This is a genomic window from Pseudomonas mendocina (assembly GCF_003008615.1).
Lineage (GTDB): Bacteria > Pseudomonadota > Gammaproteobacteria > Pseudomonadales > Pseudomonadaceae > Aquipseudomonas > Aquipseudomonas mendocina_C.
Genome location: NZ_CP027657.1, coordinates 4001807 through 4021657 on the forward strand (window position 1 = coordinate 4001807; position 19851 = coordinate 4021657).

At 64.0% G+C, this 19851-nt stretch carries 16 protein-coding genes and 3 riboswitches; of the genes, 7 read left to right on the forward strand and 9 right to left on the reverse strand.

Going from position 1 to position 19851, the window contains the following annotated elements; translation table 11 throughout:
• Nucleotides 1-15: 15 nt before the first annotated feature.
• The 4 genes from uca to C7A17_RS18660 all read right to left on the reverse strand — a co-directional run bounded on the left by uca (nt 16) and on the right by C7A17_RS18660 (nt 6439).
• On the reverse strand, nt 16-3642 hold the full coding sequence (gene uca / locus C7A17_RS18645; protein ID WP_106743029.1) for an urea carboxylase: 3627 nt from the start codon (nt 3640-3642) through the stop codon (nt 16-18).
• 182 nt (nt 3643-3824) lie between these two features.
• Nucleotides 3825-4475, reverse strand: a complete 651-nt coding sequence (locus C7A17_RS18650; protein ID WP_106739422.1) for an urea amidolyase associated protein UAAP2 — start codon at nt 4473-4475, stop codon at nt 3825-3827.
• 86 nt (nt 4476-4561) lie between these two features.
• The gene (locus C7A17_RS18655) at nt 4562-5290 is read right to left on the reverse strand and encodes an urea amidolyase associated protein UAAP1 (protein WP_106739423.1); all 729 of its coding nucleotides are present in this window, start codon (nt 5288-5290) and stop codon (nt 4562-4564) included.
• An 81-nt stretch (nt 5291-5371) separates the two neighbouring features.
• A complete protein-coding gene (locus tag C7A17_RS18660; protein WP_106739424.1) occupies nt 5372-6439 on the reverse strand; it encodes a putative urea ABC transporter substrate-binding protein in 1068 nt (355 codons plus the stop codon).
• 68 nt (nt 6440-6507) lie between these two features.
• Nucleotides 6508-6605, reverse strand: a riboswitch (guanidine-I (ykkC/yxkD leader).
• Between the two features lie 333 nt (nt 6606-6938).
• Between C7A17_RS18660 and C7A17_RS18665 the strand changes: the two genes are divergently transcribed.
• Nucleotides 6939-7964 (forward strand): isopenicillin N synthase family dioxygenase, encoded by a 1026-nt coding sequence (locus tag C7A17_RS18665; protein WP_106739425.1) that lies wholly within the window; start codon nt 6939-6941, stop codon nt 7962-7964.
• Nucleotides 7961-8893 (forward strand): hypothetical protein, encoded by a 933-nt coding sequence (locus C7A17_RS18670; protein ID WP_106739426.1) that lies wholly within the window; start codon nt 7961-7963, stop codon nt 8891-8893. Before C7A17_RS18665 ends, C7A17_RS18670 begins: the two co-directional genes overlap by 4 nt.
• Before the next feature lie 351 nt (nt 8894-9244).
• On the opposite strand, the gene C7A17_RS18675 is transcribed toward C7A17_RS18670, so the two are convergent.
• The 3 genes from C7A17_RS18675 to C7A17_RS18685 form a co-directional block, all read right to left on the reverse strand.
• Nucleotides 9245-10060: an ABC transporter ATP-binding protein gene (locus C7A17_RS18675; protein ID WP_106743031.1), complete on the reverse strand. Its 816-nt coding sequence runs from the start codon at nt 10058-10060 to the stop codon at nt 9245-9247.
• 41 nt (nt 10061-10101) lie between these two features.
• On the reverse strand, nt 10102-10917 hold the full coding sequence (locus tag C7A17_RS18680) for an ABC transporter permease (protein ID WP_106739427.1): 816 nt from the start codon (nt 10915-10917) through the stop codon (nt 10102-10104).
• 185 nt (nt 10918-11102) lie between these two features.
• Nucleotides 11103-11203, reverse strand: a riboswitch (guanidine-I (ykkC/yxkD leader).
• Nucleotides 11204-11383: 180 nt separating this feature from the next.
• A complete protein-coding gene (locus C7A17_RS18685; RefSeq protein ID WP_106739428.1) occupies nt 11384-12445 on the reverse strand; it encodes a putative urea ABC transporter substrate-binding protein in 1062 nt (353 codons plus the stop codon).
• A 48-nt stretch (nt 12446-12493) separates the two neighbouring features.
• Nucleotides 12494-12611: riboswitch (guanidine-I (ykkC/yxkD leader) on the reverse strand.
• A gap of 232 nt (nt 12612-12843) precedes the next feature.
• Between C7A17_RS18685 and C7A17_RS18690 the strand changes: the two genes are divergently transcribed.
• Nucleotides 12844-13278 (forward strand): hypothetical protein, encoded by a 435-nt coding sequence (locus C7A17_RS18690; protein WP_106739429.1) that lies wholly within the window; start codon nt 12844-12846, stop codon nt 13276-13278.
• 8 nt (nt 13279-13286) lie between these two features.
• On the opposite strand, the gene C7A17_RS18695 is transcribed toward C7A17_RS18690, so the two are convergent.
• Nucleotides 13287-14207, reverse strand: a complete 921-nt coding sequence (locus C7A17_RS18695) for a LysR family transcriptional regulator (RefSeq protein WP_106739430.1) — start codon at nt 14205-14207, stop codon at nt 13287-13289.
• Between the two features lie 97 nt (nt 14208-14304).
• On the opposite strand from C7A17_RS18695, the gene C7A17_RS18700 reads away from it, so the two are divergent.
• The 4 genes from C7A17_RS18700 (at nt 14305) to lapD (ending at nt 19360) form a co-directional block, all read left to right on the forward strand.
• Nucleotides 14305-16092: an alkyl/aryl-sulfatase gene (locus C7A17_RS18700; RefSeq protein WP_106739431.1), complete on the forward strand. Its 1788-nt coding sequence runs from the start codon at nt 14305-14307 to the stop codon at nt 16090-16092.
• 211 nt (nt 16093-16303) lie between these two features.
• The gene (locus tag C7A17_RS18705; RefSeq protein ID WP_106739432.1) at nt 16304-16549 is read left to right on the forward strand and encodes a DUF1145 domain-containing protein; all 246 of its coding nucleotides are present in this window, start codon (nt 16304-16306) and stop codon (nt 16547-16549) included.
• A gap of 127 nt (nt 16550-16676) precedes the next feature.
• A complete protein-coding gene (lapG, locus tag C7A17_RS18710; protein ID WP_234035819.1) occupies nt 16677-17384 on the forward strand; it encodes a cysteine protease LapG in 708 nt (235 codons plus the stop codon).
• Nucleotides 17385-17392: 8 nt separating this feature from the next.
• The gene (gene lapD, locus C7A17_RS18715) at nt 17393-19360 is read left to right on the forward strand and encodes a cyclic di-GMP receptor LapD (RefSeq protein ID WP_106739433.1); all 1968 of its coding nucleotides are present in this window, start codon (nt 17393-17395) and stop codon (nt 19358-19360) included.
• Nucleotides 19361-19404: 44 nt separating this feature from the next.
• Here lapD and C7A17_RS18720 read toward each other — a convergent pair whose 3' ends face one another.
• The gene (locus tag C7A17_RS18720) at nt 19405-19746 is read right to left on the reverse strand and encodes a tryptophan synthase subunit beta (protein WP_106739434.1); all 342 of its coding nucleotides are present in this window, start codon (nt 19744-19746) and stop codon (nt 19405-19407) included.
• Nucleotides 19747-19851: the final 105 nt, after the last annotated feature.

Genomic DNA, 19851 nt, shown 5'->3' on the forward strand with positions numbered 1-19851 from the left:
TCAGTGGTGAGCGTTTCAGGCTTCTTCCAGCACCACCACACGTTGTCCGGCCCGCACGGGCGAGCCCGGTTGCACGCGTACTTCGCGCACGGTGCCGGCCATCGGCGCGGTGAGCGGAATCTCCATCTTCATCGACTCGAGGATCACCAGCACGTCGCCGGCCTGCACCTGGGCGCCAGCTTCCACCTGCACCTGCCAGAGGTTGCCGGCGATATGGCTGTCGACGCTATGCTGGCCGGCGTCGAGCGGCGCATCCTCGGTCACCTCAACCACGCCTTCGTCGCTCTCGAAATGCGCCTGACCGGAGTCGATCCAGCGCTGGCGTTCGGCATCGAAGGCGGCGCGCTGCTGTTGGCGGAAGGCGGCGATACCGTCGGCTTCGGCATCGAGGAACTGCTGGTAGTCGGCCAGGGCCAGTTCACTCTGTTCGATGCGCAGTGGGTAGCGGCCGAGCGGGAAATCGCGGCGGATGCGCAGCAGTTCATCGGCACTGACCGGGTAGAAGCGAATCTGGTCGAAGAAGCGCAGCAGCCAGGGCTTGCCGTCGAAGGCCTCGACCGCGCGGTAGCGGTTCCACATCTGCAGGGTACGGCCGACGAACTGGTAGCCGCCGGGGCCTTCCATGCCGTACACGCACATGTAGGCGCCGCCGATGCCGACGGAGTTTTCCGCCGTCCAGGTACGCGCCGGGTTGTACTTGGTGGTGACCAGGCGGTGGCGCGGGTCGAGCGGCGTGGCCACCGGGGCGCCGAGGTAGACGTCGCCCAGGCCCATGACCAGGTAGCTGGCGTCGAACACGGTGCGGTACACCTCGTCGAGGTTCGGCAGGTCGTTGATGCGGCGGATGAACTCCAGGTTGCTCGGGCACCAGGGTGCGTCCTTACGCACGGTGGTCATGTACTTGTCGATGGCCAGTTGGCAGGCCGGGTCGTCCCAGGACAGTGGCAGGTGGACGATGCGTGACGGCACCTTCAAATCGCGCGCGGCGCACACGGCGTCCCACTCGCCAGCGACGATATCGAGCAGCGTCTGCAGCGCCAGGGTTTCCGACTGGTAATGCACCTGTAGCGAGCGAATACCCGGCGTCAGGTCGATCACACCGTCGAGTTGTTTGGCTTCCAGCGCCTGCATCAGCGCGTGGCCACGGAAGCGCAGCACCAGGTCGAGTTCCGGTTGGCCGATTTCCAGCAGCAGGTGGGTGTCGCCGGACAGGCGTGCGACCAGGCGGGTATCGTCTTCGCCGATGTCGAGGACGATGGGGGAACCTGTAGGAGCGGATTTATCCGCGATTGGTGTGTCAGCTATATCGCGGCTGAAGCCGCTCCCACGGAGAGTGTTGCATTCGCTGGCACTGGCTTTGGCCAACTCCCGCGCCGTGGCGATATCCACCGGCACGAAGCGCACCTTGTCGCCGGCCTTGAGCTGGCCGAGCTGCCAGAGGTCGGCCTCGATGATGGTGACTGGGCAGACGAAGCCGCCTAGGCTGGGGCCGTCCGGGCCGAGGATCACCGGCATGTCGCCGGTGAAATCCACTGCGCCGATGGCGTAGGGATTGTCGTGGATGTTCGAGGGATGCAGGCCCGCCTCGCCGCCGCTTTCGCGTACCCACTCGGGCTTCGGCCCGATCAGGCGTACGCCGGTGCGGCTGGAGTTGAAGTGCACCTCCCAGGCGGTGGCGAAGAAGGTGTCGATGTAGGCGGGTGTGAAATATTCCGGCGCGCCGTGCGGGCCGTAGATCACCCGCAGTTCACGCACCGCGGGCAGGGCGGGGCAAAGCTCGGTGGGCAGCTGCGCGCCGGCCTCGCGGTTGGCGAGCGGCAGCAGGTGCAGCACGTCGCCAGCGCGCAGGGCGCGGCCGCCATGGCCGCCGAACTGGCCGAGGGTGAAGGTGCTCTTGCTGCCCAGGTAGTCCGGCACCTGAATGCCGCCGCGAATGCTGAGGTAGCTACGCGCGCCGGCACCGGCAATGGTGCCGAGCGTCAGGGTGCTGCCGGCTGCGATCAGAAGCGCGGTGTTCATCGGCTGTTCCACGCCATTGATGCTCAGGGGAATCTCGGCGCCGGTTACGGCGATCACCGCATCGGTGTTGAAGCGCAGCAGCGGGCCGCTCATGGTGATTTCCAGCGCAGCGGCGCCTTCGTCGTTGCCGAGCAGGCGGTTGCCCAGGCGCAGGGCACGGCTGTCCATCGGCCCGGACGGCGGCACGCCCACGGCCCAGTAGCCAATGCGGCCGGGGAAATCCTGCACGGTGGTCTGGGTGCCGGCGCTCAGTACCTCGAAGGTATTGGCCTGGTAGGCCAGATTCTCCAGGCAGCGCGTCCACGGCGAGCCGCTGGCGAATGGCGCGTCACTGAGGATCTGACGCAGGTAGTCGCGGTTGCATTCCACGCCGTACAGCACGGAATCGCCAAGGGCTTTGTCCAGCGCTTTGGAGGCTTCATCGCGGCTGGGTGCCCAGGTGATCAGCTTGGCGATCATCGGGTCGAAGTAGGGCGGGATCTCGCAGCCGGCTTCGACCCAGGTATCGATGCGCAGAGCCTTGCCGTCGGCTTCGGGAAATTGCACGGCGGTCAGCAGGCCGGGGCTGGGCTGGAAGTCACGGCCCGGGTCTTCGGCATACAGGCGCGCCTGGATAGCATGGCCGCTGGGCTTCAGGCCGTTGGCCAGTTCGCTTAGCGGCGGTAGATCGCCGGCTGCCAGTTCGATCATCCAGCGCACCAGGTCGACACCCCAAACCTGTTCGGTGACGCCGTGCTCGACCTGCAGGCGGGTGTTCACTTCGAGGAAGTAGAAGCGCTCGGCCTCGCTGTCGTAGACGAATTCGACGGTGCCGGCGCTGCGGTAATTCACCGCCTTGGTCAGCTTGATCGCGGCGGCGCACAGCTCATCCGCCATGCCGGCCGGCAGGTTAGGCGCCGGGGTTTCTTCCAGCACTTTCTGGTTGCGGCGCTGCACCGAGCAGTCGCGTACGCCGAGGGCGAGCACGTCGCCCTGGCCATCGCCGAACACCTGCACTTCCAGATGGCGGGCACGCTGGATGTACTTCTCGATGAACACGCCGCTGTCGCTGAAGTTGTTCTGGCCCAGGCGCTTGACCGCCTCGAATGCGTCGGAGAGCTCGGCTGCCGAGCGGCATACGCGCATACCGATGCCGCCACCGCCGGCGGTGCTTTTCAGCATCACCGGATAGCCGACCTGCTCGCCAGCGACCAGCGCGGCCTCGAGGTTTTCCAGCAGCTCAGTGCCTTCGAGCATCGGCACGCCATGTTGTTTGGCCAGGGCGCGGGCAGTGTGCTTGAGGCCGAATACGCGCAGTTGCTCTGGCGTCGGGCCGACGAAGGCGATACCGGCGGCTTCGCAGGCTTCGGCGAAGGCGGCGTTTTCCGAGAGAAAACCGTAGCCGGGGTGGATGGCTTTAGCGCCGCTGCTTTTGGCTGCAGCGAGAATCTTGTCGACCACCAGGTAGGTCTGCGCAGCCGGGCCGTCGCCGAGGGAGAAGGCTTCGTCGGCCTGCTGGATATGCAGGCTGGCGGCGTCGGCTTCGGAGTACACGGCCACACCACCGACGTTCAGTTCATGCAGGGTGCGCAGGATGCGGCAGGCGATTGCGCCACGGTTGGCGATCAGGAGTTTGTCGAACATCTTCATTGACCCTCGAAGGGCGTGGCGGGCCGTCCCGCCGTCATTGGTCATGCCCACGGTCGTCCGTGGCGAAAAATCCGGGTGATGCGTGTTGCGCGTGTAGGAGTGGCCGGGCGGCGTTCCGCTTTAGCCGCGAGCCTTTGCGTTGTTGTCGCGGCTAAAGCCCCTCCCACGGGAAGCGATCAATCCCACACCAAGACTTCGGCTGGCGTCGGGTTCCAGCCGTTGCAGGGGTTGTTCAGTTGCGGGCAGTTGGAGATCAGCACGATGACGTCGGTCTCGGCCTTGAGCTCCACGTACTTGCCGGGTGCGGAGATGCCGTCCTCGAAGGTCAGGCCGCCCTCAGGAGTCACTGGAACGTTCATGAAGAAGTTGATATTGGCGCCGATGTCGCGCTTGCTCAGGCGGCCGTCATGCAGGCTGGCGCGCAGGAAGTTGTCGCGGCAGCTGTGCATATAGCGCTTGTCCAGGGCGTAGCGCACGGTGTTGCTCTCCTGCGCACAGGCACCGCCGAGGGTGTCGTGGCGACCACAGGTGTCGGCGACGATGGTCAGCAGCGGTTTGCCGAGGTTGGAATAGAGCACCGTGCCGGTGGTCAGGTAGACGTTGTTCTGCTTGCGCAGGGTGCGCTGCGGGTCGAAGCGCTCGCGTGGGTTGTTCGCGGCGAAGAACAGGGTGTCGATCGCCTGGTTGCCTTCCAGGTCGTGCAGGCGCAGGGTCTGCCCGGCCTTGACCTCGAACAGGTAGGGTTCACCTGCCGGGATGGTGTGGCGGAAGCTGGCGGTTTCGGGATGCTTGTTGCTGGAAATCAGGTCGCTGGCAGTAAGGCTCATCGCAGTGTCCTCGGTATCGTTTACTGGGCTCCCGCCTTCGCGGGAGTGACGAGGTCGGTGTCACCCCCGCGCAGGCGGGGAACCACTCAGATGTACTGGCGTTCGGTGTTGTGGAAGCCGCGGCCGTTCTCCGGGCGCGAGGTGCGGCAGAGCACGGTGATGCCGTCGCTGTCGACCTTGCTCCAGTTCAGTTGCACCGGTTTGGGCGCGTACTGTGGGTTGGGGTCCAGTGGATGCTGCAGCGCGGTGAGCACCACCAGGGTGTCCATCGGCGCGTACAGCTCGATGTAGTCGCCGGCCTGGCTGTTGTCGGGCTGGAAGTGGAAGGCGCCATCGGCATCGACATCCACGCGGCTGAACAGGTTGAGGTTCATCAGCAGGTCGAGCAGGTTCAGATCCCACTTGCCCATTTCCACCAGCAGGTTGTCCATGCCGTTGCGGAAGAAGCCGTTGCGCAGTTCCTGATAGCGGCCCTGGCCGTACTTCTCCAGCACTTCGTCGGCATTCAGTACGCCGCCGAAGCTGTCGTGCCAGCCGCAGGTATCGGCGGTGATGGCGGCCAGTACCTTGCCCATGTCCGAGTACAGGCAGTGGCCGGCGGTGAGTTTGGCGGTGTGCTGGCATTTGAGGGTATCGGGCAGGTTCAGGCGCTCGCTTTTCTCAATGGCGTTGAACAGCAACACGCTGACGTTGGCGCCTCCTTCGATATCGGTGATGCGCAGCAGTTGGCCACGCTTGAGGATGAAAGAGGTATGGCCGCCGCCGGGTACGGTTTCTTCGTACAGGCTCGGGCGCAGGGTAAGGGCAGTGTTCATGGGTACCTCGGGGTCAAAGCCTGGTCGTCAGGCGCCGGCAGTGGCGCCTGATCATCATTGCGATGGTGTGGGGTGCGGCGGTCAGAGCTTGCCGTCGACGGCCATTTGCACGTAGCTAGGGTCGAAGCGCAGCTTGATGTTGGCGCTGTCGCCGGTGCTCACGCCGCCGGCGAAGGTCATACCGATGGCGTCGGCGCTGCGCGCACCTTCACCGAGGATGCCGTGCTCGAAGCTGAAGTTGGCGACCTTGGTCATGGTCTCCGGCAGGGCCGGGCTGGTGACGAAGTCCAGGGTTTCCTTCGGCGTGTAGAACAGCTTGGTGGTCGCCAGTTGCGACTGGTAGCCGGCCAGGTCGGTGCCGGAGGCCTTGGCCATTTCGGTCAGGGCATCGGTGGCTTCCGGGGTACCGGCCTGCATCAGTTCTAGAATCTCGAACCAGGCGCCGACCAGAGCTTTGCCGAAGTCCGGGTTGTCCTTCAGGGTCTGGGTGTTGACCACCATCATGTCGAGGATTTCACCGGGGATTTTCGACGAGTCGAAGACCTGGGTGCTGCCGGGCTGGGCGATTATCTCGGCGAGCATCGGGTTCCAGGTCGCAGCGGCCTGCACGCTGGGGGTGGTATAGGCGGCGATGATGTCGGCATCGGAGGTATTCACCACCGTCACATCGCGCTCGCTCATGCCTGCTGTTTCCAGGGCGCGGGCGAGGAAGTAGTGGGACACGGACAGTTCCACCAGGTTGACGCGCATGCCCTTGATGTCGGCCAGGGTCTTGCCTTCGCCCTTGATCAGCAGGCCGTCGTTGCCGTTGGAGTAGTCGCCGACGATCAGCGCTGTGGAGTCCACACCGCCGGCCGCCGGGATCGTGAGTGCGTCCATATTGGTCATGGTGCAGCCGTCGAATTGGCCGACGCTGTACTGGTTGATCGATTCGACATAGTCGTTGAGCTGCACGACATCGATGCTGATGCCGTATTTCTTCGCCCACTTGTCGATGATGCCGGAGGTGCTGGCATGGCCCCAGGGCATCCAGCCGGCGTAGAGCGTCCAGCAGACGCTGAAGCTGTCTTTCTTCTCGGCGTGAGCGCTGAAGCTGAGCACCGCGGCCAGACCGGCAGCGGCGAAGGAGAGCAGACGGTACTTGCGCATTTGGAACCTCCAGTCTTGTTGAGTACGGGCAGGAGTCGCGGCACGTTTCGAAGCGTTCGAAAGGCGCGTTCTCCCGGGCTTTTATCCCGCCGTGTAACCTCACTGGAGGTCGATGACTCTCGGACCAGCACTTGCCGGGCAAGTCGGAACCCTAGTCATCCATTTCGCAAATTGTGGTGCCGCGATTCCGGGAAACCCCGGTTAGAACCTGCACACCCAAGCTTTAGCGAATAGCGTGCCAGCTCGCCGAAGCCCGCGGCTGGGCGCTCTGGCGATATTGCTTGCGGCTTGCGTGCTACCTGATGGGGCTGTGAGGGTGTCGATTGCACCGTTCGAGGGCGATTCAGCTTATGGCAGCGCCGCGTGATGGCGCCCTGGCGGTGGCATGGAAATCGCTATCTGTCTTTTTGCAGGGGCGACCTCGCTGCCGCCTTCGGGACGACCCGACCCGCTGCTCGTCTGGACGACCAGGTAACTCACTTGTTCAAGGGAGATTGCCATGGCGCATACCCATTTCACGTCCATTCCTCTGATCGACGTTTCCGGCCTGTACGCCGAGAGCCTCGCCGAACGCCAGCGCGTTGCCGATGAGCTGGGGCGTGCCGCACGCGATGTCGGCTTCCTGCAGATCACCGGGCACGGCATTTCGCGTGATCTGCGTGAAGGGCTGATCCAACAGGCACGCAGTTTCTTCGCCCGTCCATTGGACGAGAAGATGCGTTTCTATATTGGCCAGTCGAGCAACCACAGCGGTTATGTGCCGGAGGGCGAGGAGCAGTTCGCCGGCGGCAGCAAGGATCTCAAGGAAGCCTATGACGTCAATTACGATTACACCGAGGCAGCCCAGGTCTATCCGCTGCTGGGCCCGACCCAGTGGCCGGACTCGGCGGATTTCAAGCGCGAGGTGAGTGCTTACTATCGGGCGGCGCTGGCACTGGGCGACACGCTGTTTCGTGGCTTCGCCCTGGCGCTGGGCCTGGCCGAGGACACATTCGCCGGCATCACTCGGCAGCCCACCAGCCAGTTGCGCATGATTCATTACCCGCTCGATCCCGATCCGGTGGCCGACCGGCCTGGTATTGGCGCGCACACCGACTACGAGTGTTTCACCATCCTCTTGCCCACCGCGGAAGGCTTGCAGGTGCTCAATGGCGACGGGCAGTGGATCGACGTACCGTTGCTTGAGGACGCCTTTGTGATCAACATCGGCGACATGCTCGAGGTGCTCAGTAACGGCCATTTCGTCGCCACCTCGCACCGCGTACGCAAGGTCAGCGAGGAGCGCTTCGCCTTCCCGTTGTTCTGCGCCTGCGACTACCCGACGCGCATCGCGCCGATTGCCGGTCTGCCGCCGCGCGGCGAGCGTGTGTATACGCCGGTAAACTGCGGCGATCACCTGTTTGCGCAGACGGCGCAGACCTTCCGCTATCTGCGTGAGCGTCTGGAGGACGGTTCGCTGCAACTGCCGGATGGTGCGGCGGGTTTGTCCAGCTTCGGCCAAGGTCGCCGGGAGGTGACGGCATGAACCTGCTGGAACTGGCTGCACGTTACCCGCAGCGCGCCGAGGGCGGCGTGCCGGACTGGATGCTCGGGCACTTTCGCCGACGCACCATCAGTTTCGCCGATGGCCGCAGTGACGAGCGTACGCAGGTGCACTGGCTGCAAAGCCGCACCTTCACCATCGACCTGCGCCTGCCGGATGTGCCCGCGCTGCCGCCGCGCGCCTGGCAGGACTATGACGCCGCCGAACTGCGCCAGCTTGCCAATCACGAAGGCTGGATGGCCGACAGCGTCTGGGAAAGCGGCTATCTGAGCTGGCACGGTGGCGTGTCCCTGCAATTGCACAACCGTTGGCCGGAGCCTGCACAGCTGCAGCGCATCGGCAATTGCATGATCGAGTTCGGCACCACGGGCGCCTATGTCGAGGACTGGCGTTTGCAGGCCAGCAGCGGGCCATTGATCGGTCTGCGTTTGCTGGAGGAATGCGACGCCGAAACCGGCGAGGTGCTGCAACGCGGCGGTGGCCTGATTCTCTGTGGCGACCGGCTCGGCTGGGTGCATGGGCGACGTGAGGAGCAAGGTGAATCGCCACTGCAACTGCGTGAGCGCGCCGAGCGGGTGCAAGGTGATGGTGAGGCGTTGGCGCTGTTGTTCGACTGCGAAACCTCGCTGGCTTATGCCGATGAGCAGGGTCGTTATCAGGTGGCGCTTTCCACCTTGCCAGCACGGGTGGGGCAGGTGGTTTCGCTGGAGGGCTTCGAGCTGCCTGGCGCGGGGCGTATCTGTCAGCACCTGCAACGTCCGGACGGGCGTGTGGTGGTGCGTACCTTCATCATCGATACGCTGGAGCCGGACTGGCGCGTGGATCTCGCCACGCCGACTACCAACGAGGCGCAGCGCTGGTTCGCTGCGGAGGGCGAAACGCTGTCGCGCTATCTTGAGGTGTTGAGCTAGTGGAGACTGCGCCTCCCTGGTCGGAGGTGCAGTCGGTGCGCGCGGCGCACCCTACGGGTTATCGAGCGTTTTGCGCTGCGTAGGGTGCGCTGTGCGTACCGAAACGGCCGCTGTAATCAACGGGCGGCAATACCCTCAGCCAGCTCCGTAGCCCGGATGCAATCCGGGGAAAATGTGCCGGTGATCCCCGGATTTCATCCGGGCTACAGCCCCTCGAACGTTGCGATCAGTCGGCAGCAATTTAGCCACGTTGCTGTCACGGCAGAGGCGGTGCGCATGGCGCACCCTACGGCTTATCGCGCGACTTGCGTTGCGTAGGGTGTGCTGTGCGCACCGAAACGGCCGCTGTAATCAACGCGCAGCAATACGCTCGGCCAGCTCGCTGGGCAACTGCGCCTGTGCCCGGCGCGTCTCGTTCAGCGGGATGTCGTAGGTGATGCGTGCGCCGTAGGCGTTGGGCGCCTGTGGGTCATGGCGCACCTTGTCGAATACCAGCAGGCGGGTGCCGAGGCTGAAGCCTTCGGACAGGTCGTGGGTGACCATGAATACAGTCAGGCGGGTTTCCTGCCACAGCTCCAGCAGCAGCGCATGCATGTCCTTACGGATGCCGGGGTCGAGGGCGCCGAACGGCTCGTCGAGCAGCAGCATGCGCGGTTGCATCACCAGCGCCTGGGCGATGGCCAGGCGTTGCTGCATGCCACCGGAGAGCGCGCTGGGGTATTTGTTCAGCGCGTGGCCGAGGCCGACCTTGGTGAGGATTTCGGCAGCACGCTCGCGGGCTTCGCGCTTGGCGGCGCCGAACAGGCGGCCAAGCAGCTTCGATCTCGGCAGTTCCAGGCCCAGGGCGACGTTGTCCAGCACGCTCAGGTGCGGGAATACCGAGTAGCGCTGGAACACCACGCCCCGGCTCGGATCAGGCTCGGTAGGCAGCGCCTGGCCGCCGAGCAGCAGCTCGCCCCGGCTCGGACGCTCCTGGCCAAGCAGCATGCGCAGGAAGGTGGACTTGCCGCAGCCGGATGCGCCCACCAGGGTGCAGAACTCGCCTTCGTCGACCTTCAGGTTGAGGCGTTCCAGCACGACCAGATCACCGTATTCCTGCCACAGGTTGCGCGCCTCGATAAAGGCAGCTTGCGCTGGGTTGGCAGGGGCAGTGCTGGAGTCGCTCATGGCAGGTTCACTCAACGGGACGATATGTTGGCTGAGCAGGCTCATGCCTTACCTCCTTCATGCCAGGGGAAGCACAGGCGCAGCACCTGACGCAGGCCAAAATCCATCAGCCAGGCCAGCAGGGTGATCCAGATGACGTAGGGCAGGATCACGTCCATGGCCATGTAGCGGCGCACCAGGAAGATGCGGTAACCGAGACCGTCGGTACTGGCGATGGCCTCGGCGGCGATCAGGAACAACCAGGCCGAGCCAAGCATCAGGCGCAGCGAGATCAACAGGCGTGGCATCAGTTGTGGCAGCACCAGGCGCAGGATCAGCGTCCAGGTGTTGGCACCCAGGGTCTGCGCCTTGATCAGCAGTTCACTGGGGATTTCGCGGGCACGCTGTTCGATGTCGCGGGCGATGCAGGGGGTAATGCCGATGACGATCAGCATCACCTTGGACAATTCGCCGAGGCCGAAAACGATGAACAGGATCGGCAGGATCGCCAGTGGCGGAATCATCGACAGCACCGTGAGCAGTGGCGACAGCGGCGCGCCGAACAGCGGAATGCTGCCGGCGGCGATGCCCAGCACCAGACCCAGCATTGCCGCGATGCCGAGGCCGATGCCCAGGCGTTGCAGGCTGGAGGTGGTGTCCTGCCAGAACAGGTATTGGCCGCTGCGCTTATCTTCGCTGAAGGCCAGGCGGTCGACGGCGTCGATCATCTGGCTGGCGCTGGGCAGCAGCTTGTCATTGGGGTTCTCGGCCAGGCGGGTGGCCGAGGCGCTGAAGTAGACGAACAGCAGCAGGGCGAAGGGCAGCAGGATCAGCAGCAGGCGGCCGCTGCGATCGGGATGGCGGTTGATCAGGCGCATGGATAGTCCTCGTCGGGCCTGGAGCGGAATGCGTGCGCAGCTAGCGGGCGCAACGGCGCACTGGCGTGGGGCCTTTGGGGTGGGCGGCTGGCTGCCGCTGATGCGAGTGGGGCGTACCCATGATGAACCTCCAGTTTGACAGGTGCGGGCAGGAGTTCGCGGCGGTTCCCCACGGATGGGGCGCGTTCTCCCGGGCTTTTGTCCCGCCGTGTAACCTCGCTGGAGGTCGCTAGCTCTCGGACCAGTCGCTCGCCTGTGGCGAGCCGGAACCCTAGCCGGCTATTGGCAAATTGTGGTGCCGCGATCCCGGCAAGCCGGGTTGTTCCTGCACAACCTGTTCTTAGCGAACATCGTGCCATGCACCACGAACCGCAGCAGACGGCGCTGGCTTGTCGACTGCCGATGATGCGGTGCGCCGTGCTGGTGCGTCGTGATCATGCCGTGCTGCCTGCTGGGGCGTCAGGGCTCAGAGCTTGCCGTCAGCGGCCAGTTGCATGTAGTCGTGATTGAAACGCAGCAGGATGCGCTGCGAATTGCCCAGGGGTTGTTCGTCGCTGAACGCGATGCCCAGGTTGCTCAGACCCTGGCCGCTCTGGCCCAGCAGGCCATGCGCATCGGCGAAACGGGCGACGCGCTGCATCAGATCCGGCAACTTGCCGGTGCGGCTGAAGTTCAGCGCGGTGCGCGGTGAATAGAACGAGCGCAGGGTGCTGAGCTGGGTCTCGAAGTCTTCGGGGCTGGTCTCGGCTGCGGCAGCCATCTTCGCTCTGGCCTCACGCCCGGCTGCCGTGGGCAGGCCCAGCAGACGCTGGGTTTCGAACCAGGCGCCGGTCAGTGCACGGCCTAATTCCGGGTGTTGCATCAGGGTCTGGCTATCGACCACGGTCAGGTCGAGAATCTCGCCCGGAATCAGGTTGGAGGTGAACACCTGGCTGACCTCGGCCTTGCGCCGAATCTCGGCGAGGATCGGGTTCCAGGTGATCACTGCATCGCCCTGACCGGCGAGGAAAACGTCGGCGATTTCGGCGTCGGAGACGTGCTGGATGGTCACGTCGCTTTCCTCCAGCAGCGCCCATTCCAGCGCCCGGCTGAGCAGATAATGGGAAACCGAGTTTTCCACCAGCAGCACGGTCTTGCCCTTGAGATCCTGAATGCGCTTGCCCGTGCCACGTAGCAGCACGCCATCGGCGCCGTTGGAGAAGTCGCCGATGATCAGTGCGGTGCTGTCCTTGCCGGCTGCGGCGGGAATGGTCAGGGCGTCCATATTGGTCATGCTGCAGGCATCGAACTGGCCGGCGGTGTATTGCTCGATGGAGCCGACATAATCCGGCACCTGCTGCACCTGGATGTCGATGCCGTACTTGTCGGCCCACTTCTTCACGATGCCCTGTTCGGCGGCGTAGCCCCAGGGCATCCAGCCGGCGAAGATCGACCAGCACAGCTTGAAGGATTTTGGCGCGGCCTGGGCCGTCGGGAAACCGAGCAGGCAGGCGCAGAGCAGGGCGGTAAGCAGAGAACGCATGGGCATGACCTCGAATTATCAACGGGAAGGGAAAGCGGGCAGCCGTGCTGTACGTTCTCCCGGGCTTTTATCCCGCCGTGTAACCCCGCGGCTTCCCGCCGCTGCATGAGGTCGCCCACTCTCGGACCAGCCACTCGCCTTGCGGCGAGCCGGAACCCTAGTCGGCCATTGTGATTCGCTACCACCTGCGACCCGCAAGGCGGATCGGCTTTCCGCTGCGGTCGCAAGCGAATGGCGTGCCAGTCGTTGTTGGTGCGACGAGGTGGGTTGCGCTTTTGCGCCACCGATCACAGCCGACGAAGTGAATCGCACCTGTTGCGGGCGGCGTTGTCTGATGCTTCAGGGATCACCATCCCGGAGGCCGACATCGGTCGGCGTCGTCCCAGCGGTCACAGGAGGCCGCCATGTCCTACAAGATGCTGTTTTCCGCTCTGCTCTTGCTCCTATCCGGTTGTGCCGTCTACGGCGGCGGTTACGACCGTGGCTATCACAATGGCCATGCCTACCGTTATTACGACGGCTACCGGCGTGACTATTACGCGCCGCCCGTCTACGTGACACCACGCTATTACTACGAAGATCGCCGCCCGCATTATTATCCGGCCCCACCGCGTTACGTGCCGGCGCCGCCGCCGCGTTACCACTACGGTCACGATCAACGCCGCGACAGTTACAAACGCTACGACCAGCCGCGACATGACTACCGTCGTGACTCGCGGCGCCAGGAGTACCACGGTGGGCAGAACCAGCGCGGCTGGAGCAATGGCCGCAACACCCAGCCACGTTATTCCAGCGAATCGAATAACAGAGAGCAGCGTCGCGGCGAGCGGCGCTGGTAAGTTTCCCCTCAGTTTGCCGCGCGCCTGGCGCGCGGCGTTTCTTCATCCACCCGCCGGATCGCCTCGACCATGGCCTGCGCCGCCGGCGACAGGCTGTGGCCGGCGCGGCTGACCAGGCCATAGGCCGAGCGCTGATGCAGGCCCTGGGGTTGCAGCGGCAGCAGGGCGAGCTGGCCGCTGTCGACTTCGTCGGCGATCACGTCCCAGGGCGCCATGCTCAGCACGTCGCTGTCGGCCACCAGGCGCTTGAGCACCAGAAAGTTGTCGCATTGCACGCTCAACGGCTGTGCTCGGCCGCTGGCCTGGGCCAGGCTGCGTTCGACCACCTGCGGCAGTTGTGTGCCGGCCAGAGGGAAGTCGAGCAGGTCGCGCAATTCCAGGTCGCCACGCTGCAGCAGCGGATGAGATGGGCGGCAGAACAGTACGCCCTGATGCTCGCGCAATGGTTCGATGTGCAACTGAGCGTCGTCCTGCAATTCGCGGATATCGGCGACGAACAACTCGATGGCCGAGCCCAGCAGGCTGTCGCGCAGCTCCAGCCAGTTGGCGATATCCAGTTTCACCTGCACCCGTGGGTAGCGTTGCAGCAGTTGTCCGAGCGCCTGCGGTATCAGCCTTGCGGCGGGGTAGGGGCCGGCTCCGAGGCGCAGTTCGCCGGCCTCTAGATTGCCCAGCTGATTGACCGCATTGCTCAACGCCAGACTGCCGGCCAGCAGGCGACGTGCATGCTCCAGCACCAGTTGGCCATGGGCGGTGAGGCTGACGCCGCGGCTGTGGCGATCCACCAGGGTGCAGCCCAGCTGGCTCTCCAGCGTTTGGATGCTGCGGCTCAGCGCCGGTTGGCTGAGGTGCACGGCAGCGGCGGCGCGGGCGAAATGTTCATGTTCGGCGAGGGCGACGAAGTGGCGGAGCTGGCGTAGATCGCTCATGCGCTTCCTGCATTAACTGGTCTATTCGAATGCATTGGAATTATCGGATGGCCTTTGCCAACCTGCCAGCATTCCAACAACAAGACAGCCCAATGCCATGAGTTCCTTCTCTCGCTTCAGCGGCCTGCTGCTGGCCGTCACCCTGCCATTGAGTGCTTATGCCGAGTTGCCGGCTGAGCGCATCGAACCCAGCATCAACGCTGAACTGGCGGCCCATACCCAGGTATTCGCCCAGCAGGTCTATCGCGTTGCCGACAACGTCTATTCGGCGGTCGGCTGGCAACTGGGCAATGTGGTGATGATCGAGGCGCCGCAAGGGCTGATCATCGTCGACACCGGCGAGTCGGTCAGCGAGTCGCGCAAGATCATGGCCGAGTTCCGCAAGCTCAGTGACAAGCCGGTCAAGGCTGTGGTTTACACCCACTTCCATCCCGATCACATCAACGGCGTGCAGGCGTTCGTCAGCCGCGAGCAGGTGGAGCGCGGCGAGGTACAGATCTACGCCCACGAAACCCTGCTGCAGAACGTGGTGGCGCAGGGTGCGCTGGTCGGGCCGATTCTCGGTGTGCGCTCGGCGTACAGCTTCGGCTCGTTCCTGCCGGCCAGCGACCAGGAGGGCATGAATGCAGGCATCGGCCCGCTGGCCCAACCCGAGGCGTCGTCCTTCATCGCGCCGACCGTGACCTTCGCTGAACGCCTGGATACCAATATCGCCGGTCTCGATGTGCAGTTCCTTCACGTGCCCAGCGAGGCGCCGGACGAGATCACCCTGTACCTGCCGGACAATCGCGTGCTGATTAGCGCCGAAGTGGAGCAGGGGCCGACCCTGCCGAACATCCATACGTTACGTGGCACCAAGTTCCGCGACCCGGTGCAGTGGGTCGAGAGCCTGGACAAGCTGCGCGCCTACCACGCCGAGCACATGGTGCCGCTGCATGGGCGGCCGGTCAGCGGCCAGGACAAGGTCGAGGAAGTGCTGCGCATGACCCGCGATGGCATCGCCTACATTCACGACCAGACCGTGCGCTGGATGAACAAGGGCCTGACGCCCGACGAGTTGGTGGAGAAGGTCAAGCTGCCACCGCACCTGGCCGGCTACACGCCTTATCTGCGTGAGTACTACGGTACGGTGAAGCACAGTGTGCGGCAGATCTACAACGGCTACATGGGCTGGTTCCAGGGTGACCCGGTGGCGCTCGACCCAACCCCGCCACGGCAGCAGGCCGAGCGCCTGATGGCGCTGGCCGGTGGCCGCGAGAAGCTGTTGCTGGAGGCCGGCAACGCCTACCTCAAGGGCGATTACCAGTGGGCTGCTGAACTGGCCGGCTACGCGATTCGCGTCGACCACGAAGACAAACTGGCGCGTGAGATCAAGGCGCGCAGCTTCCGTAAGCTGGGCTACGCCAGCATGAACATCAACTGGCGCAACTGGTACCTGATGAGCGCCATGGAGTTGGAGGGCAAGCTCGACGGCGAGGCCATTCGCCAACGCTCGGTGGAGATGCGCAAGGTCTTTCTTTCGCCGGACATGGTGCGCAGCTTCACCCCGCAGAGCTTCCTGCAGAACTGGGTCACGCGCATCGACCCGGAGAAGGCGGACGATGTCGAACTGACCCTGGGCTTCAGTTTTCCCGATGTCGATGAGCAGTGGGCGCTAGAGGTTCGGCGCGGCGTCGCGCAGCTGCACAAGGGCATTCCAGAAGGCACTACTTTGCGCCTGAGCATGGACAAGCGATTCATGGAAACCCTGCTCACCGGTGAGGGCGGCTTGGTCAAGGGCGCGCTGCTCGGTGATGTGCAGGTCGATGGCAACTTGCTGGAGATTCGTCGCTTCCTCAGTTGTTTCGACTTCAGCGATGAGGCGTTCGGCCTGACCCTGCGCTGAGGATTGATCCCGTAGGGCGGGTGCAACCCGCCATCAGCACTCTGGCGGGTTATCCCCGCCCTAAGAGGGGCCGCGTCAGCTTGCAGAAGAGCCTCGACCTCCACATCGATCGGGCAGAGACGTGCACAGCGCTTGGCGCCAGTCGAAAGGGAGGCGGCTCTCGATGGAAAGGTTCGGCACACTCGTGACCTCATCCACTCGGAGGCTCACGATGAACCTGCTGTCTTTCGCCAAGGGTGCCCTGACCATGTTCTGGCTGGTGGCGCTGCTCAATCTGTTCTATCCCTTCGCCACGCCGCTTGGCGGTTGGGTCAACTGGGCGGCGTTGCTGGTGCTGCTGGCGCATGTTGGCGAGATGCTTCTGTTTCGCTCGCGCCTGCAGGGGTTGCCGGGGCAGTGGTGGCAACGTCTGCAGGTATTGCTGTTCGGCATGTTGCATCTGCAACGCTTGCGCTGAATGCTCCCCTACCTGAAACCTGGGCACTCTCGCTGCGATAACGGCGAAGTGCCATTGTCTTTTTTCGGTTCAGCCCGCACCATTCCCGCCGTGTTCCAGGGGTAGTCAGCCCCGAGACGGATTGCCGATGTTTCGAGGTTGCGCAGGCGCAGGTCGATTTGGGCGGGGCCGGCGCAAGTCGATCCTGGCCGCGCCGTTGCTGCTGATTCTGCTTGCCGGTGTGCTGCACGCGGACTGGGATTTCAATCTGATCAGCCAGCGTGCCGAGAAACTCTATGGGCCTCTCGGCGACGGTAGGGCGCGTATAGATGAATGGCAGGCGCTGCTCGAGCGTTTGCCGGCGCTGGATGAACCCGCGCAGCTGGAGGCGGTGAATCGCTTCTTCAACGCCAGCCTGCGTTTTCGTGACGACATCGAAATCTGGCAGCAGAACGATTACTGGGCGACGCCGGTCGAGGCCTTGCGCAAAGGCGCGGGCGACTGCGAAGACTTCGCCATCGCCAAGTATTTCACCCTGCGCGAGGCCGGTGTGCCCAGCGAGAAACTGCGGATTACCTACGTCAAGGCACTGCGGCTGAATCAGGCGCACATGGTGCTGACCTACTACGCCACGCCTGATGCGATGCCGTTGGTACTGGACAACCTGATCAATGTCATTCGCCCCGCCAGTGAGCGCTCGGATCTGTTGCCGGTGTACGCCTTCAATGCTGAAGGCCTGTGGCTGGCCGGCAAGGGTGGCGGCAAGCAGGTGGGGGATGCCAAGCGTCTGTCGCGCTGGCAGGAACTGTTGAAGAAGATGACCGCCGAGGGTTTCCCGGTGGAATCGGGTCGATAGGAGTCGAGATGTCGCTGTTCAAACAATTGCTGATTGCCATCTGCCTGTTCCTGGTGGTCGCCTTCACCGGCAGCTTCATGGTCGGCCTGGAAAGCTCCCGCGAGCAGTACGTCAACCAGTTGCGCTCGCATGCGCAGGACGCCGCCACCGCGCTGGGCCTGTCGCTGACGCCGCACGTGGATGATCCGGCGATGATGGAACTGATGGTCAGCTCGATCTTCGACAGTGGCTACTACCAGAGTATCCGTGTGATCGACATTGCCAGCGGCAAGACCCTGGTCGAGCGCAGTGGCCTGCCTGACGCCGCCGATATCGAGGCACCGCAATGGTTCGTCGACCTCATCGGTCTGGATCCTGAAGTGGGCGATGCCCTCGTTAGCCGAGGCTGGGAGCAGGCGGCGAGGGTCGAGGTGCAGAGCCATCCCATGTTCGCCATCGCCCGGCTCTGGCGCAGCGCATTGGGCAGTCTTGGCTGGTTGCTGCTGTGTGGCTTGCTCAGTGCCGGCGTGGGCGCGTTCGTCCTGCGTCGTCAGCTCAAGCCGCTGGATTACATGGTCGAGCAATCCCATGCCATCGCCCGTCGCGAATTTCTCAGCCTGCCGATGCTGCCGCGCACCCCTGAATTACGCCGCGTCGTTGAGGCGATGAATCAGATGGTGGAAAAGCTCAAGGCGCTGTTTCAGGAACAGGCCGAGCGCAGCGAGCGGCTGCGTGACGAAGCCTACAAGGACAGCCTGACAGGGCTGGCCAATCGTCGCTATTTCGAAATGCAGCTGCAGGTTCGCCTCGGTGCCGAGGATCAGGCCAACTCGGGCTACCTGCTGATGGTCAGGGTGCGTGATCTGGCCGGTCTCAACCAGCGCCTGGGCGGTCAGCGCACTGATCAGTTGCTGTTGGCAGTGGCCGAGGTGTTGTCGCGTGAGGCGATGTTGCTCGGCGCCGCGGGGCTGGTGGCGCGTTGCCGGGGTGGCGATTTTGCCTTGCTGGCGCCGGGGCTGGTGGCCGACGAGGCCGAGCAACTGGCGATGCGTCTGGAGGGGACTTTTGCCAACCTGGCCGTCACTTGCGGCAGCGATCTGGTGCCGATGGCGCATATCGGTGTGGCACCGTTCCGACCGGGTGACGAGTTGGGTGAGCTGTTGCGTTTGTCCGACGAAGCGCTGGCCAGGGCCGAAGGCTTGAGTGAGCAGAGCTGGGCCCTGGTCTCCCGGGATGAGATGGCGAGCGTGGGCGATGAACGTCATGTCTGGCACGCATTGCTGGATCGGGCCCTGAGTCGACGTCAGATCGAACTGTATTTCCAGCCCGTGGTAAGTACCCGCGAACCTGAGCAGGTGCTGCACTACAAGGTACTGTCGCGAATTCGCGATGACATGGGCACGGCCATTCCAGCCGGTCGTTTCCTGCCCTGGTTACAGCGCTTCGGCTGGTCTTCGCGCCTTGACCTGCTGATGCTGGAGATGGTGCTGCAGCACCTGGCGGGCCATTCGCAGCGTCTCGCACTGAACCTTTCGGGCGCGCTGTTGCGTGAGCCCAAGGCGCTGGAGAAGGCTTTCGAGCTGCTCAAACGCCATGCTGAGTTCGCGCCGCGTCTGGTGCTGGAGCTGGAGGAAGATCAGTTGCCCGAGCAGGCTGCGCTGGAGCAACTGACCCGGCGTCTGCGTAGCCTGGGGTTCAGCCTCAGCCTGCAGCATTTTGGTGGCCGCTTCAGCATGATCGGCAACCTGGCACGTCTGGGGCTGGCCTATCTGAAGGTCGATGGCAGCTATATCCGCTCCATCGATCAGGAAGCCGACAAGCGTTTGTTCATCGACGCCATGCAGCGCGCGGCTCACAGCATCGATCTGCCGTTGATCGCCGAACGTGTGGAAACCGCTGGAGAATTGCAGGTGCTGCGCGAGATGGGCATACAGGGCGTGCAGGGACAGCTGGTCGGCGCCCCGATGCCATGGCCGCCGGCTTCACCCGCGGCCTGAACCGATGCGACGTGCCGGGGCAACGCTCGGCACGCGGCCTGGTCTCAGATCAGGCCGGTACTCACTTCTTCCTGAATCAGCCGTGACAGGCTGCCGAGTGCTTCCCGGGCCTGGTTGCGGCTGAGCAGCTTCGATTGTGCGGCTGGCGGCAGGTCGGTGATGCGGATGATGCCTTTGGCGATCAGCACGCCGATAAGGTCTTCCAGCACACGAACCATTTCCTGGTCGCTCTGCCGCAGCTGCAGCAGGCTGGTTTCGATGGCCTGGTTGGAGTACCAGGCCAGAATGTCTTGGTCATCGGCGGGGAGTTGCTGGGTAAAACCCTCGAACTCGGCCGCTTCGACGCGAACCAGGTTGCCCTGGGCGTCACGCTGCACGTAAAGCATGAATGCCTCCTGATGAGACGTCGACCACCGGACATACACCTATACGCGCGGAACGACGCACAGACAAGAACGGTAGGGGAAGGCACGACTTCCCACCGCGCAAGG